This window comes from Alloyangia mangrovi, from assembly GCF_002300555.2.
Lineage (GTDB): Bacteria > Pseudomonadota > Alphaproteobacteria > Rhodobacterales > Rhodobacteraceae > Salipiger > Salipiger mangrovi.
The window spans coordinates 59,790-74,364 of sequence record NZ_NTHN02000008.1; the positions used below are offsets into that span (position 1 = coordinate 59,790).

Annotated in this window: 13 protein-coding genes and 1 pseudogene; all 14 read left to right on the forward strand. The window is 65.3% G+C overall.

The annotated features are described in order from the left end of the window. Window positions 1-52: 52 nt before the first annotated feature. The 14 genes and pseudogenes from CLG85_RS06405 to CLG85_RS06470 all read left to right on the forward strand — a co-directional run bounded on the left by CLG85_RS06405 (window position 53) and on the right by CLG85_RS06470 (window position 14,553). Window positions 53-466 carry a DUF5333 domain-containing protein gene (locus CLG85_RS06405; RefSeq protein ID WP_095881211.1) on the forward strand — a complete coding sequence of 138 codons (414 nt, stop codon included), beginning with the start codon at window positions 53-55 and terminating at the stop codon, window positions 464-466. Window positions 467-551: 85 nt separating this feature from the next. Continuing rightward, on the forward strand, window positions 552-2,540 hold the full coding sequence (nuoG, locus tag CLG85_RS06410) for an NADH-quinone oxidoreductase subunit NuoG (protein ID WP_095881212.1): 1,989 nt from the start codon (window positions 552-554) through the stop codon (window positions 2,538-2,540). A gap of 27 nt (window positions 2,541-2,567) precedes the next feature. Then, window positions 2,568-2,936: a YNQ4 family lipoprotein gene (locus CLG85_RS06415; RefSeq protein ID WP_224849838.1), complete on the forward strand. Its 369-nt coding sequence runs from the start codon at window positions 2,568-2,570 to the stop codon at window positions 2,934-2,936. Window positions 2,937-2,946: 10 nt separating this feature from the next. Next, window positions 2,947-3,985, forward strand: a pseudogene (gene nuoH, locus CLG85_RS06420) (NADH-quinone oxidoreductase subunit NuoH). Window positions 3,986-3,991: 6 nt separating this feature from the next. Then, window positions 3,992-4,486 (forward strand): NADH-quinone oxidoreductase subunit NuoI, encoded by a 495-nt coding sequence (gene nuoI, locus CLG85_RS06425; protein WP_095881215.1) that lies wholly within the window; start codon window positions 3,992-3,994, stop codon window positions 4,484-4,486. 121 nt (window positions 4,487-4,607) lie between these two features. After that, the gene (locus CLG85_RS06430) at window positions 4,608-5,030 is read left to right on the forward strand and encodes a carboxymuconolactone decarboxylase family protein (RefSeq protein ID WP_095881216.1); all 423 of its coding nucleotides are present in this window, start codon (window positions 4,608-4,610) and stop codon (window positions 5,028-5,030) included. Further along, complete coding sequence (locus CLG85_RS06435) at window positions 5,027-5,635, forward strand: NADH-quinone oxidoreductase subunit J (protein ID WP_095881217.1); 609 nt, start codon at window positions 5,027-5,029, stop codon at window positions 5,633-5,635. The genes CLG85_RS06430 and CLG85_RS06435 overlap by 4 nt, the downstream gene beginning before the upstream one ends. 122 nt (window positions 5,636-5,757) lie before the next feature. Then, window positions 5,758-6,063 (forward strand): NADH-quinone oxidoreductase subunit NuoK, encoded by a 306-nt coding sequence (gene nuoK / locus CLG85_RS06440; protein ID WP_066100814.1) that lies wholly within the window; start codon window positions 5,758-5,760, stop codon window positions 6,061-6,063. Window positions 6,064-6,069: 6 nt separating this feature from the next. Continuing rightward, window positions 6,070-8,232, forward strand: a complete 2,163-nt coding sequence (gene nuoL, locus CLG85_RS06445; RefSeq protein ID WP_095881218.1) for an NADH-quinone oxidoreductase subunit L — start codon at window positions 6,070-6,072, stop codon at window positions 8,230-8,232. Next, a complete protein-coding gene (locus CLG85_RS06450) occupies window positions 8,232-9,806 on the forward strand; it encodes an NADH-quinone oxidoreductase subunit M (RefSeq protein WP_260348594.1) in 1,575 nt (524 codons plus the stop codon). The genes nuoL and CLG85_RS06450 overlap by 1 nt, the downstream gene beginning before the upstream one ends. Next, window positions 9,793-11,235 (forward strand): NADH-quinone oxidoreductase subunit NuoN, encoded by a 1,443-nt coding sequence (gene nuoN / locus CLG85_RS06455; protein WP_095881220.1) that lies wholly within the window; start codon window positions 9,793-9,795, stop codon window positions 11,233-11,235. Before CLG85_RS06450 ends, nuoN begins: the two co-directional genes overlap by 14 nt. A gap of 116 nt (window positions 11,236-11,351) precedes the next feature. Next, complete coding sequence (locus CLG85_RS06460) at window positions 11,352-12,095, forward strand: biotin--[acetyl-CoA-carboxylase] ligase (protein ID WP_095881221.1); 744 nt, start codon at window positions 11,352-11,354, stop codon at window positions 12,093-12,095. Between the two features lie 11 nt (window positions 12,096-12,106). Next, window positions 12,107-12,889 carry a type III pantothenate kinase gene (locus CLG85_RS06465; protein ID WP_095881222.1) on the forward strand — a complete coding sequence of 261 codons (783 nt, stop codon included), beginning with the start codon at window positions 12,107-12,109 and terminating at the stop codon, window positions 12,887-12,889. Beyond that, window positions 12,886-14,553, forward strand: a complete 1,668-nt coding sequence (locus tag CLG85_RS06470; RefSeq protein ID WP_095881223.1) for a ribonuclease J — start codon at window positions 12,886-12,888, stop codon at window positions 14,551-14,553. The genes CLG85_RS06465 and CLG85_RS06470 overlap by 4 nt, the downstream gene beginning before the upstream one ends. Window positions 14,554-14,575: the final 22 nt, after the last annotated feature.

The window sequence follows — 14,575 nt, forward strand, 5'->3', positions numbered from 1 at the left end:
CAAGGGAGTCCGCCTTTCGGCGGCCTCCGTGCTGCGCCAATGGAGAGGTGATATGAGCAAGCTCAGAACCGCCGTCCTCGCCGCCACGCTGGGAGCACTCGCGGTGCCTTCCGCCGCGCTGGCCAAGCCGCCGCTCGGCGAGGTCCGCGAGATTCACGACGGTCTGATGGCGGTCGGCATCGCCGACGAGATCCGCAATCGCTGTGACAACATCGGCGCCCGCATGCTGACGGCCATGGGCACCCTCAACACGCTGAAGAAGCGCGCCCGCGCGCTTGGCTACAGCAACGCGGAAATCGAGGATTACGTCACCTCGAAGGCCGAGAAGAAGAAGATGCGTGCCGACGGCGAGGCCTATCTGGCCTCGCGCGGCGTCGCTGCGGACGACACCGCGGGACTCTGCCGCGTCGGCCGCGAGGAAATTGCAAGGGGCAGCGCCATTGGCGTGCTCCTGAGGGAGAAATGATGCGACACGCGACGTGCATATCCCCCAGCGCCCTGCCGCAGGCGGCGGGAGCGTCGCGTGTGTCACCAGTCATGGGAAGATGCCAATGACCAACCTTCGTAAGATCATCATCGACGGCACCGAGCTCGAGGTGGACGGGTCGATGACCCTGATCCAGGCCTGTGAGGAAGCCGGCATCGAGGTGCCGCGCTTCTGCTACCACGAGCGCCTGTCCATCGCCGGCAACTGCCGCATGTGCCTCGTCGAGGTGGTCGGCGGCCCGCCCAAACCCGCGGCCTCCTGTGCCATGCAGGTGCGCGACCTGCGGCCCGGGCCGGAAGGCCAGCCGCCGGTGGTCAAGACCAACTCGCCGATGGTCAAGAAGGCCCGCGAGGGGGTGATGGAATTCCTGCTCATCAACCACCCGCTCGACTGCCCGATCTGCGATCAGGGCGGCGAATGCGACCTGCAGGACCAGGCGATGGCCTATGGGGTCGATTTCTCGCGGTTCCGCGAGCCGAAGCGCGCCACCGAGGATCTCGACCTTGGCCCGCTGGTCGAAACCCACATGACCCGCTGCATCTCCTGCACCCGCTGCGTGCGCTTCACCACCGAGGTGGCGGGCATCACCCAGATGGGCCAGACCGGCCGCGGCGAGGATGCCGAGATCACCTCGTACCTCAACCAGACGCTGGACTCGAACCTGCAGGGCAATATCATCGACCTCTGCCCGGTCGGCGCGCTGGTGTCGAAACCCTATGCCTTCACCGCCCGCCCGTGGGAGCTGACCAAGACCGAATCCATCGACGTGATGGATGCGCTCGGCTCGAACATCCGCGTGGATACCAAGGGCCGCGAAGTCATGCGCTTCCTGCCGCGGAACCATGACGGCGTGAACGAGGAATGGCTGTCGGACAAGAGCCGGTTCGTCTGGGACGGTCTGCGCCGCCAGCGTCTCGACCGGCCCTACATCCGCAAGGACGGCAAGCTGAAGCCCGCCACCTGGCCCGAGGCGCTCGCCGCCGCGGCCTCGGCGCTGAAAGGCGCAAAGAAGGTGGCTGGCCTCGTCGGCGATCTCGCCCCGGTCGAGGCAGCCTTCTCGCTCAAGCAATTGGTCGAAGGACTCGGCGGGTCGGTCGAATGCCGCACCGACGGCGCGCGCCTGCCGGTCGGGAACCGCTCGGGCTACGTGGGCAACGTGGCGATCGAAGACATCGACACCGCCAAGGAGATCGTGCTCATCGGGACCAATCCGCGCGACGAGGCGCCGGTGCTGAACGCGCGTATCCGCAAGGCCTGGATCGCCGGCGCCGAGGTCAAGCTGATCGGCGAGGCTGCCGACCTGACATATGACGTGACGCACCTCGGCGCTGATCGCGCGGCGCTCACCGATGCGAAGATCGGCGAGGACGCCATCGTGATCGTGGGGCAGGGCGCTCTGCGCGAGGCCGACGGCCTGGCCGTTCTGGCCGCGGCGCAGGCGCTTTCGGGCAAGGTCCTGGTGCTGCACACCGCCGCGTCGCGCGTCGGCGCGCTCGACGTGGGTGCGGTGACCGAGGGCGGTCTGGAAGCGGCCACCAAGGACGCGGACGTGATCTTCAACCTTGGCGCCGACGAGATCGAGATCGAGGCCGGTGCCTTCGTGATCTACCAGGGCTCGCACGGCGATCGGGGCGCGCATCGCGCCGACGTGGTCCTGCCGGGCGCTGCCTACACCGAGGAAAACGGCCTCTTCGTCAACACCGAGGGACGGCCGCAGCTCGCCTTCCGTGCCGGTTTCGCGCCGGGCGAGGCGAAGGAGAACTGGGCGATCCTGCGGGCGCTTTCGGCCGAGGTCGGCAAGACCTTGCCGTGGGACAGCCTTGCGCAGCTCCGCCAGGCGCTGGTCGCCGCGGTGCCGCACCTCGCGCAGATCGACATGGTGCCGGAGAACGAGTGGGTGGCGCTGGAGACCGACAAGCTGGGCGATGCGTCGTTCCGCAACGCGGTCAAGGACTTCTGGCTGACCAACCCGATCGCCCGCGCCTCGGTGCTGATGGCCGAGCTTTCGGCAAACGCGAAGGCGCGCCGCGAAGCGCCCATGGCCGCCGAGTGATCCATGCGCGCGCGGATATCCCTTTCCATGGCGGCACTGGCCGCGCTCTGTGCCTGCGAACAACACTCGCAGGAGCGGGCGCCGTTCGTGCCGACCTACGAGGGGATCGAAACGCGCCTGCTGGACGGCGATCTGGTGAATTTCCTCGTGGCCATGCGCGGTGCGCGTGGCTCGGAGGACGTAGAGAGCTACGCAGATTGCGCCGCGGCGCAATATGCGCTGATCCGGGGCTACGGATTTGCGCGACATCTGCGGACGAATGTATCGGAAGAGGGTGGCCTCTGGCGCGGAGATGCTGTTTACACCATCTCGGCGGCGCTGCCCCGCGGGCTCAAGACGATCGACGCGGAAGTCGTCGCGTCAGCCTGCGCCGAGAACGGAATACCGATGGTGTGAGGGACACTTGATGGCAGACTTCTTCGCAACCCCCTTCGGCATCTTCATCCTTGTGCTCGCGCAAACCCTTGCGGTCGTGGCCTTCGTGATGATCTCGCTGTTGTTCCTGGTCTATGGCGACCGCAAGATCTGGGCCGCCGTCCAGATGCGGCGCGGCCCCAACGTCGTGGGGGTGTTCGGCATTCTCCAGTCGGTGGCGGACGCTCTGAAATACATCCTCAAGGAAGTGGTGATCCCGGCGGGCTCTGACAAGAGCGTCTTCCTCATGGCGCCGCTGATTTCCTTCGTCTGCGCGATGATCGCCTGGGCGGCGATCCCGTTCAACGATGGCTGGGTGCTGGCGGATATCAACGTGGCGATCCTCTACGTGATGGCGATCAGCTCGCTCGAGGTCTACGGCGTGATCATGGGGGGGCTGGGCGTCGAACTCGAAGTACCCGTTCCTGGGCTCGCTCCGTTCGGCCGCGCAGATGATCTCCTACGAGGTGTCGATCGGCCTGATCATCATCGGCGTCATCATCTCCACCGGCTCGATGAACTTCGGCGACATCGTGCGCGCCCAGGACGGCAGCTTCGGCCTGTTCAACTGGTACTGGCTGCCGCACTTCCCGATGGTCTTCCTGTTCTTCATCTCGGCGCTGGCCGAGACCAACCGCCCGCCTTTCGACCTTCCGGAAGCGGAATCCGAACTGGTGGCCGGCTACCAGGTGGAATATTCCTCGACGCCCTTCCTGCTGTTCATGGCAGGTGAATACATCGCGATCTTCCTGATGTGCGCGCTGACCTCGCTGCTGTTCTTCGGCGGCTGGCTGTCGCCGATCCCCGGCCTGCCCGACGGCGTGCTGTGGTTGGTCGCGAAGATGGCGTTCTTCTTCTTCATCTTCGCGATGGTGAAGGCGATCACCCCGCGCTACCGCTACGACCAGCTGATGCGCCTTGGCTGGAAGGTCTTCCTTCCGTTCAGCCTGTTCTGGGTGGTTTTCGTGTCCTTCGCGGCGAAATTCGGATGGTTCTGGGGCGTATTCGCCCGCTGGACCACGGGAGGTTAAGCAACCATGGCATCGATCGATTACGGCCGGGCAGCCAAGTATTTCCTGCTGGCGGACTTCATCAAGGGGTTCCAGCTGGGCCTGAAGTACTTCTTCGCGCCCAAGTCCACGCTGAACTACCCGCACGAGAAGGGCCCGCTGTCGCCGCGCTTCCGCGGCGAGCACGCGCTGCGCCGCTACCCGAACGGGGAAGAGCGCTGCATCGCCTGCAAGCTCTGCGAGGCGATCTGCCCGGCGCAGGCCATCACCATCGACGCCGAGCCGCGCGATGACGGCAGCCGCCGGACCACGCGCTACGACATCGACATGACGAAATGCATCTACTGCGGCTTCTGCCAGGAAGCCTGCCCGGTGGACGCGATCGTCGAGGGGCCGAACTTCGAGTTCTCGACCGAGACCCGCGAAGAGCTTTTCTACGACAAGGAAAAGCTGCTGGCGAACGGCGATCGCTGGGAGGCGGAGATTGCCCGCAACCTGGAACTGGACGCCCCCTACCGCTGAGACCCTCAAGACCTGACGCATCAAAGGACGCCATGACCGCCACCGCCGCCAGTACCCTCCGCCAAGCCCTCCGCGCCCACGCGCGGGGCCGGGCAGGGTGTGCGCAGACAGGAGCGCGGTCATGACCGATCCCAAGGTGCCCTTCGACAAGACCCCCTTCGAGCTGATGATGACCCAGGCGCAGGAGATGGCAAAGGCCTTCAACCCCGCGCTGGAGAGCTTTGCACCGAAGGAGTTCGAGAAACTCTGGCCGACCATGCCCAAGGACATCATGGAGTTCTGGTTCGGCAAGGGCATGTCGAAGGACGGGCTCGATGCGAAGACCCGGCTGCTGCTGACGCTGGCCGGGCTGACCATGCAGGGCGCACAGGCGGACACGCCGGTGCGCATGACCGTGCGCCACCTCATGGAGGCCGGCGCCACGAAAGACGAGATCGCCGAGACCATCGCCCATATGTCGATGTTCGCCGGCATACCCGCCATGACCCGCGCCATGGAGCTTGCGCGCGAGGTGATGGAAGACAACAAGGATGACGCAAAATGACCGTGTTCGCCTTCTACCTCTTTTCGCTCTGCGCCATCGTGGGCGGGCTTTTCACGGTGATTGCCCGGAACCCGGTGCACTCGGTGCTCTGGCTGATCCTCGCCTTCCTCAGCTCGGCGGGGCTTTTCGTCCTGCTCGGCGCGGAATTCGTGGCGATGCTGCTGGTCATCGTCTACGTCGGCGCCGTGGCGGTGCTCTTCCTCTTCGTCGTGATGATGCTTGACGTCGACTTCGCCGAGCTGCGCGCTGGGATGGCGAAATACATGCCGCTGGCGCTGCTGATCGGCATCGTCATCCTGATGCAGCTCGGCATGGCCTTCGGTGGCTGGCAGGCCTCGGAGCTGGCCTCGAGCCAGCTTTCGGCCCCGACACCCGCGCCCGAGGACATGCAGAACACCGTTGCGCTCGGCGTCCTGCTCTACGACCGCTACTTCCTGCTGTTCCAGCTGGCGGGGCTGATCCTGCTGGTCGCGATGATCGGGGCGATCGTGCTCACGCTGCGCCACCGCACCAACGTCAAACGCCAGAACGTGCTGGCGCAGATGTGGCGCGACCCGGCCACGGCGATGGAGCTGAAGGACGTGAAGCCCGGGCAGGGGCTCTGAGTTACGCCCCGCCGCGCCGCCCGGGAGGGGCGGGCGCGGCGGGCAACGGGATATGACGCGGACCCACCCGTCAAAGGGCCGCGAGGGACTAGAAGAATCGGGGCAGAGACCCGGAGGGATGCATGATCGGACTTGAACATTACCTGACGGTGGCGGCCGTGCTGTTCGTCATCGGGATTTTCGGGATTTTCCTGAACCGGAAGAACGTGATCATCCTGTTGATGTCGATCGAGCTCATCCTGCTTTCGGTGAACATCAACTTCGTCGCCTTCTCGTCCTTCCTGGGCGACCTGGCGGGGCAGGTCTTCACGCTCTTCGTGCTGACCGTGGCCGCCGCCGAGGCGGCGATCGGCCTGGCGATCCTGGTCTGCTTCTTCCGCAACCGCGGCTCGATTGCCGTGGAAGACGTCAACGTGATGAAAGGCTGATCGCCCATGGAGACGATTATTCTCTTCGCCCCGCTGCTGGGCGCGGTGCTGGCCGGGTTCGGCTGGCGCTTCATCGGCGAGAAAGGGGCCATGTGGGTGACCACCGGCCTGCTGTTCCTGGCCTGTCTGCTGTCGTGGATCGTGTTCCTCACGCTCGGCGATGCGGAAACCATTCCGCTGTTCCGCTTCATCGAGTCCGGCTCGCTGAGCACCGAATGGGCGATCCGCTCGGACCGGCTTACGGCGATCATGCTGATCGTGGTCACCACGGTCTCGGCGCTCGTGCACCTCTACAGCTTCGGCTACATGGCGCATGATCCGCAATTCAAGCACGGCGAAAGCTACAAGCCGCGCTTCTTTGCCTACCTGTCGTTCTTCACCTTCGCGATGCTCGCGCTGGTGACCTCGGACAACCTGGTGCAGATGTTCTTCGGCTGGGAAGGCGTGGGCGTCGCGTCCTACCTGCTGATCGGTTTCTACTACAAGAAACCCTCGGCGGGCGCGGCGGCGATGAAGGCGTTCATCGTCAACCGGGTCGGCGACTTCGGCTTCCTGCTCGGCATCCTCGGCCTGTTCTTCCTGACCGACTCGGTGCGCTTCGACGACATCTTCGCCGCGGCACCGCAGCTGGCGGAGACGCAGCTCACCTTCCTCTGGACCGACTGGAACGCGGCGAACTTGCTGGCCTTCCTGCTCTTTGTCGGCGCCATGGGCAAATCGGCGCAGCTCTTGCTGCACACCTGGCTGCCCGACGCGATGGAAGGCCCGACCCCGGTGTCGGCGCTGATCCACGCCGCGACCATGGTCACCGCCGGCGTCTTCCTCGTCTGCCGCATGTCGCCGCTGATGGAATACGCGCCCGAGGCAACGGCCTTCATCACCTTCCTCGGCGCCACCACCGCCTTCTTCGCGGCGACGGTCGGCCTCGTTCAGAACGACATCAAGCGCGTCATCGCCTATTCGACCTGTTCGCAGCTGGGCTACATGTTCGTGGCGGCGGGCGTCGGCGTCTACTCGGCGGCGATGTTCCACCTGCTGACACACGCCTTTTTCAAGGCGATGCTGTTCCTCGGCGCCGGCTCGGTGATCCACGCGATGCACCACGAGCAGGACATGCGGAACTACGGCGGGTTGCGCGGCAAGATCCCCTATACCTTCTGGGCGATGATGATCGGCACGCTGGCGATCACCGGCGTCGGCATTCCGCTCACCCACATCGGTTTTGCCGGCTACCTGTCGAAGGACGCGATCATCGAGAGCGCATGGGCAGGCACCGCGGGCGGCTACGCCTTCTGGATGCTGGTCATCGCGGCGCTCTTCACCTCGTTCTACTCGTGGCGGCTGATCTTCCTGACCTTCTATGGCCGTCCGCGCGGCGACAAGCACACGCATGAGCACGCGCATGAAAGCCCCAAGGTGATGACCATTCCTCTGGCGGTCCTCGCCGTGGGCGCGGTCTTTGCCGGGATGGTCTTCTACGGCCCGTTCTTCGGCGACCATGACAAGGTGAACCGTTTCTTCGGCATCCCCGCGCATCACGCGGAAGCCTCGGCAGAGAGCCACGGTGAAGCCGGGCGCGAAGAGCACGCGGCTGCCACCGAGGAGCACGGGGAAGACACCGCCGTCGCGACCGAGGAGCATGGCACCGAAGCGACCGAAGCCGCGGCCGAGGAAGGGCACGCCGAGGCAGCGACGCATGTCGCGACCGGCATGGCGCCCCAGGGCGCGATCTTCATGGGCCCGGACAACCACGTCATGGACGAGGCGCACCACGCGCCGGTCTGGGTCAAGGTCTCGCCCTTCTTCGCCATGCTGATCGGCTTCGGGGTCGCCTATCTGTTCTACATCGTGAACCCGGCGCTGCCGAAGCGGCTCGCGGAGAACCAGCGTCCGCTGTACCTCTTCCTGCTGAACAAGTGGTATTTCGACGAGATCTACGACTTCATCTTCGTGCAGCCGGCCAAGGCGATCGGGCGCTTCTTCTGGAAGCGCGGTGACGGCAAGGTCATCGACGGCTCGATCAACGGCGTGGCGATGGGGATCATCCCCTTCTTCACCAAGCTCGCGGGCCGCGCCCAGTCCGGCTACATCTTCACCTACGCCTTCGCCATGGTGATCGGCATCGCCGTTCTTGTCACCTGGATGTCGATCCTCGGAGGGGCGCACTAATGGCCAACCTTCTTTCCATCGTCACCTTCCTGCCCGCGCTGGCGGCGCTGATCCTCGCGCTCTTCCTGCGCGGAGGGGACGCTGCTGCGGACCGGAACGCCAAGTGGCTCGCGATGATCGCGACCACGGCGACCTTCGTGATCTCGCTTTTCATCCTGTTCCAGTTCGACCCGGCCAACACCGGCTTCCAGATGGTCGAAGAGGGCACCTGGATCATGGGGCTCAAGTACAAGATGGGCGTCGACGGCATCTCGGTGCTCTTCGTCATGCTCACCACCTTCATGATGCCGCTGACCATCCTCGCCTCCTGGGGCGTGAAGTCCCGGGTCAAGGAGTACATGATCGCCTTCCTGCTGCTGGAGACGCTGATGCTCGGCGTGTTCATGGCGCTGGACCTGGTGCTCTTCTACCTCTTCTTCGAGGCGGGCCTCATTCCGATGTTCCTGATCATCGGCATCTGGGGCGGCAAGGAGCGTATCTACGCCTCGTTCAAGTTCTTCCTCTACACCTTCTTCGGCTCGGTGCTGATGCTGGTGGCGATCGTCGCGATGTATGCCGATGCCGGCACGCTCGATATCCCCTCGCTGCTGACGCATGAGTTCTCGACCGCGGGCTTCTCGGTGCTTGGCATCCACGTCGTCGGCGGGCTGCAGACCATGCTCTGGCTGGCCTTCTTCGCCTCCTTCGCGGTGAAGATGCCGATGTGGCCGGTGCATACCTGGCTGCCCGACGCCCACGTTCAGGCGCCCACGGCGGGCTCTGTGGTGCTGGCGGCGATCCTGCTGAAGATGGGCGGCTACGGTTTCCTGCGCTTCAGCTTGCCGATGTTCCCCGTGGGCTCGGAAGTTCTGGCGCCGCTGGTCTTCTGGATGTCGGCCATCGCCATCGTCTACACCTCGCTCGTCGCGCTGGTGCAGGAGGACATGAAGAAGCTCATCGCCTATTCGTCCGTCGCCCACATGGGCTACGTGACGCTGGGCATCTTCTCGGCCAACCAGCAGGGCGTCGATGGCGCGATCTTCCAGATGATCAGCCACGGCTTCGTCTCGGGCGCGCTCTTCCTCTGCGTGGGCGTGATCTACGACCGGATGCACACCCGCAAGATCGACGCCTACGGCGGCCTCGTGAACCGCATGCCGGCCTATGCGCTGATCTTCATGTTCTTCACGATGGCCAACGTCGGCCTGCCGGGCACCTCGGGCTTCATCGGTGAATTCCTCACCATGATGGGCATCTTCCAGGTCAACACCTGGGTCGCCGCGGTGGCCGCGACCGGCGTGATCCTCTCGGCGGCCTATGCGCTCTGGCTCTATCGCCGCGTGGTCTTCGGAGATCTCATCAAGGAGAGCCTGAAGACCATCCAGGACATGAACACCCGCGAGCGCTGGACCTTCGCGCCGCTGGTCGTGATGACCCTGTGGCTGGGGGTCTATCCCTCCGCCGCGCTGGACATCATCGGCCCGTCGGTCGAGGCGCTGGTCAACCACTATGATACGGCCGTGGCGGCGCCGATCTCGGCGGCACCTCCGTGGCCGAAGCGAACCACTGAGGGGGCGAGGCATGATCTCGGCTGATCTGAACACCATCCTTCCGGAGATCCTGCTGGCGGTCTACGCCATGCTGGCGCTGATCGGCGCGGTCTATACCGGCAAGGACAAGCTCGCCCCGGCGCTGGTCTGGCTCACCGCCGCGGTGATGGCGATCCTCGCACTGTGGATCGGCACCGCCGGCTCCGGCACCAACCCGGCCTTCCACGGCATGTTCATCGATGACGCCTTCTCGCGCTTTGCCAAGGTGGTCATCCTGATCGCCGCGGCCTGCGTGCTGGTGATGGGCCTCGGCTTCATGCAGAAGACCAAGATGCTGCGCTTCGAGTACCCGGTGCTCGTGGCCCTCTCGACCGTCGGCATGATGGTCATGGTCTCGTCCGGCGACCTGATGACGCTCTACATGGGGCTCGAGCTGATGTCGCTCGCGCTCTACGTGGTCGCCTCGCTGCGCCGCGACAGCGAGATGTCGACCGAGGCGGGACTGAAGTACTTCGTGCTGGGCGCGCTGTCGTCGGGCATGCTGCTCTACGGTGCCTCGCTGACCTACGGTTTCGCCGGCACGACGCTGTTCTCGGGCATCATCAACGCCGCCTCCGAGGGGCACCTGTCGATCGGCCTGCTGATCGGCCTCGTGCTGATGATCTCGGGCTTCTCGTTCAAGGTCTCGGCAGTGCCGTTCCACATGTGGACGCCCGACGTCTACCAGGGCGCGCCGACCCCGGTCACCGCCTTCTTCGCCACCGCGCCGAAGGTTGCCGCCATGGCGCTCTTCGCGCGTGTGATGCATGACGCCTTCGGCGGTGCCGTCGCCGACTGGAGCCAGGTGGTCGCGCTGATCGCGGTGCTGTCGATGTTCCTCGGCTCGATCGCCGCCATCGGCCAGACCAACATCAAGCGCCTGATGGCCTATTCCTCGATCGCCCATATGGGCTACGCGCTGATCGGCCTTGCCGCCGGCACCGAGGCGGGCGTGCAGGCGATGCTGATCTACATGGTCATCTACGTGACGATGAACGTCGGCACCTTCGCCTTCATCATGTCGATGAGCAAGGACGGCCAGCCGGTCACCGACATCCGCGCGCTCGGCATGTACTCCAAGCGCGAGCCGGGCCGGGCGCTGGCCATGCTGGTGCTGCTGTTCAGCCTCGCCGGGGTGCCGCCGCTGCTTGGCTTCTTCGCCAAGCTGGGCGTCTGGCAGGCGGCCATCGCGCAGGACATGGTCTGGCTGGTGGTGGCCTCGGCCGTCGCCTCTGCCATCGGTGCCTTCTACTATCTGCGGATCGTCTTCTACATGTACTTCGGCGAAGATCGCGAGGATGCGCTGGATGCGGGCGGCTCGCCGATCCTCTGGGGCTTCCTGGTGGTCTCGGCCTTCATCATGGTCGCGGGGGTGGTGAACCTCTTCGGGATCGAGGGCCCGGCAGCGGCTGCGGCAGCGACGCTTGTCAACTGAGCGCCCAGCCAGCACGGAAACATCGAGTGGCGCGCCTCTGGCGCGTCACTTTGTTTTCGCCTATGCCGCAGCGGCCCGTTGCGGGCGCGAAGTGAAATGGACGAAAGGGCAGGCGCATGTGGCCTGACGGCTATGGCCGGCGCGTGCTGGCGGAAGTGGACAGCACCAATGCCGAGGCGGCGCGGATCGTCTCCGGTCTGACCGGCCCCGAGTGGATCCTCGGGCTGAACCAGGTGGCCGGGAGGGGCCGCCGCGGGCGGCCCTGGACCATGCCCGCGGGGAATTTCGCCGGGACGCTGGTGCTGCCGGTCTCCGAGCCGCCGCAGGTCGTCGCATTGCGCAGCTTCGTCGCCTCGCTGGCGCTGCACGAGGCCTTTGTCGCGGTGACCGGCCGGGCCGACATGCTGGCGCTCAAATGGCCCAACGACGTGCTGGTCAACGGCGGCAAGGTGGCCGGCATCCTGCTGGAAAGCCTCGGCCGTCATTGCGGGCGCGATTGGCTGGCGATCGGCATGGGCGTGAACCTTGCCGGGGCACCCGACGTGGGCGAGGTCGAGCCCGGCGCCCTTCGCCCGGTCTCGCTGATGTCCGAGACCGGGGTGCGGGTGACGCCCGAAGAGTTCCTGACCTTGCTCGCCGCCGCCTATGCACAAGAAGAGGCACGGTTCAGGACGCTCGGCTTTGCGGGCATCCGCGAGGCCTGGCTCTCGCGCGCGGCGCGGCTCGGTTCGGTGATCACCGCGCGCACCGGACGCCACGAATTTACCGGCACGTTCGAAACGGTGGACGATGCTGGCAATCTTGTCCTAAGGACAGCCAGCGCGCGGCAGGCGATTGCCGCGGCAGACGTGTTTTTCTGAGGGAGCGGCCCATGCTTCTGGCCATCGACTGCGGCAACACCAATACCGTGTTCTCGATCTGGGACGGGGAGCGCTTCCTTGCGACCTGGCGCACCTCGACCGAGCACCAGCGCACCGCCGACCAGTATTACGTCTGGCTCTCGACGCTCATGGCCTTTCAGAAGATCGAGGCCGAGATCACCGACGTGATCGTCTCCTCGACCGTGCCGCGCGTGGTGTTCAACCTGCGCGTGCTGGCGGATCGCTATTTCAACACCCGAGCCATGGTGGTAGGCAAGCCCGAATGCGCGCTTCCCGTGGACGTGCGGGTGGACCTCGGCACCAACGTGGGGCCTGACCGCCTCGTAAACACGGTGGCGGGCTATGATCTTTATGGCGGCGATCTCATCGTCGTCGATTTCGGCACCGCGACAACCTTCGACGTGGTGGCACAGGACGGCGCCTACGAGGGCGGGGTGATCGCACCGGGCGTCAACCTCAGCCTCGAGGCGCTGCACCAGGCTGCCGCCGCGCTGCCGCATGTGGACATCACCAAACCACAGCGCGTGGTCGGAACAAACACCGTCGCCTGCATGCAGTCAGGCGTTTTCTGGGGCTATGTCGGCCTCGTCCGTGAAATCTGCGCGCGCATCAAGGCCGAACGTGACCGGCCGATGCGCGTCATCTCAACCGGTGGGCTGGCACCGCTCTTCCAGCAATCCGAAGACCTCTTCGACGACTGGCGGGAGGATTTGACCATGCATGGTCTCACCGTCATCCACGCATACAATCTTGGCAGGAGCCAAAGCACATGAGCAGTGAACGCATCATCTATCTTCCCCTCGGGGGTGCCGGCGAGATCGGCATGAACGCCTATGTCTACGGTTACGGCAAGCCGGGCGAGGAACGTCTGATCCTCGTCGACATCGGCGTTGCCTTCCCCGACATGGACACGACGCCCGGCGTCGACATCATCTTTGCCGACATCAGCTGGCTGAAGGAAAACCGCGAGCGGCTCGAGGCGGTGTTCATCACCCACGCCCACGAGGACCACGTCGGCGCCATCGGCCATTGCTTCGAGGACCTTGGCGTGCCGATCTATGCGCGCGCCTTCACCGCCAACCTCGCGCGCGGCAAGCTCGCGGAATACGGCCATTCGCCCGAGACCGTGACCACCGTGTCGCGCTGGCCGGAAACCGTGAAGGCTGGCCCGTTCACCGTTGGCTTCCTGCCGATCTCGCACTCGATCCCGGAAAGCTCGGGGCTGGTCATCGACACCCCCGGCGGACGGCTCATCCACACTGGCGACTTCAAGCTCGACGCGAACCCGGTGGTCGGTGAGGCCTTCGATCCCGAGCTCTGGGCGGAAGTGTCGAAAGGGGGCGTGAAGGCGCTGATCTGCGACTCGACCAACGTTTTCTCGCAGCACCCCGGGCGCAGCGAGGTGACCGTGGGGCCGGAGATCGAGACGCTGGTGGCCAGCGCGCCGCAGATGGTCGTCGCGACCACCTTCGCCTCGAACGTTGCGCGGGTGAAGACGCTGGCCGAGGCCGGTGAGCGGGCCGGGCGCTCGATCTGCCTTCTGGGCCGCGCCATGCGCCGGATGATCGAAGCGGCGATCGAGACCGGGGTTGTCACATCCTTCCCCAAGGTGATCTCGCCCGAGGATGCCACGCAGATCCCGCGCGAGAACGTCATGCTGATCGTCACCGGCTCGCAGGGCGAGCGCCGGGCGGCCTCGGCGCAGCTGGCGCGCGGCAAGTACAATGGCATCGAGCTGAAGGAGGGCGACCTGTTCCTCTTCTCCTCGAAAACCATTCCGGGCAACGAGAAGGGCGTCATCCACATCATGAACTCGCTCTCGGAGAAGGGCGTGGACATCGTCGATGACGACGGCGGCAAGTACCACGTCTCGGGCCACGCGAACCGCCCCGACCTCGAGCGGATGCAGGACATCGTGAACCCGCAGATCGTGGTGCCGATGCACGGCGAGCACCGCCACCTGCGCGAGCACATGAAGCTGGCCGAGGGCCGCGGCCGCGCCGGTGTACTGGCGATCAACGGGACCATGGTGGACCTCTCGGGCAACGCACCGACGGTGGCGGGCTATGTCGAGACCGGCCGCACCTATCTCGATGGTTCGGTGCAGATCGGCGCGCTCGACGGCATCGTGCGCGACCGTATCCGCATGGCGCTCAATGGCCACGTCGTTGTGACGGTGATCCTCGACGAGGAAGACGAGCCGCTCGGCGAGCCCTGGTGCGAGTTGATGGGCCTGCCGGAGATCGGCCGCTCGAATGCGCCGCTGGTGGATATACTGGAAGAGGACCTGAGCCAGTTCCTCGGCCGCGCCGGAGAGAAGACCCTCGGCGACGACGACAAGCTCGAGGAAGGCATGCGCCGCATCGTGCGCAACTCGTCGGTCAATGAGATCGGCAAGAAGCCCGAGGTGACGGTGGTGATCAGCCGCCTGTCGTAAGGCTTCTTGCTGAGGGAACAAA

What these genes read in the sequence shown, in the direction of transcription:
- CLG85_RS06405 (WP_095881211.1), top strand. Translation starts at nt 53, where the DNA reads ATGAGCAAGCTCAGAACCGCCGTCCTCGCCGCCACGCTGGGAGCACTC.
- nuoG (WP_095881212.1), top strand. Translation starts at nt 552, where the DNA reads ATGACCAACCTTCGTAAGATCATCATCGACGGCACCGAGCTCGAGGTG.
- CLG85_RS06415 (WP_224849838.1), top strand. Translation starts at nt 2,568, where the DNA reads ATGGCGGCACTGGCCGCGCTCTGTGCCTGCGAACAACACTCGCAGGAG.
- nuoI (WP_095881215.1), top strand. Translation starts at nt 3,992, where the DNA reads ATGGCATCGATCGATTACGGCCGGGCAGCCAAGTATTTCCTGCTGGCG.
- CLG85_RS06430 (WP_095881216.1), top strand. Translation starts at nt 4,608, where the DNA reads ATGACCGATCCCAAGGTGCCCTTCGACAAGACCCCCTTCGAGCTGATG.
- CLG85_RS06435 (WP_095881217.1), top strand. Translation starts at nt 5,027, where the DNA reads ATGACCGTGTTCGCCTTCTACCTCTTTTCGCTCTGCGCCATCGTGGGC.
- nuoK (WP_066100814.1), top strand. Translation starts at nt 5,758, where the DNA reads ATGATCGGACTTGAACATTACCTGACGGTGGCGGCCGTGCTGTTCGTC.
- nuoL (WP_095881218.1), top strand. Translation starts at nt 6,070, where the DNA reads ATGGAGACGATTATTCTCTTCGCCCCGCTGCTGGGCGCGGTGCTGGCC.
- CLG85_RS06450 (WP_260348594.1), top strand. Translation starts at nt 8,232, where the DNA reads ATGGCCAACCTTCTTTCCATCGTCACCTTCCTGCCCGCGCTGGCGGCG.
- nuoN (WP_095881220.1), top strand. Translation starts at nt 9,793, where the DNA reads ATGATCTCGGCTGATCTGAACACCATCCTTCCGGAGATCCTGCTGGCG.
- CLG85_RS06460 (WP_095881221.1), top strand. Translation starts at nt 11,352, where the DNA reads ATGTGGCCTGACGGCTATGGCCGGCGCGTGCTGGCGGAAGTGGACAGC.
- CLG85_RS06465 (WP_095881222.1), top strand. Translation starts at nt 12,107, where the DNA reads ATGCTTCTGGCCATCGACTGCGGCAACACCAATACCGTGTTCTCGATC.
- CLG85_RS06470 (WP_095881223.1), top strand. Translation starts at nt 12,886, where the DNA reads ATGAGCAGTGAACGCATCATCTATCTTCCCCTCGGGGGTGCCGGCGAG.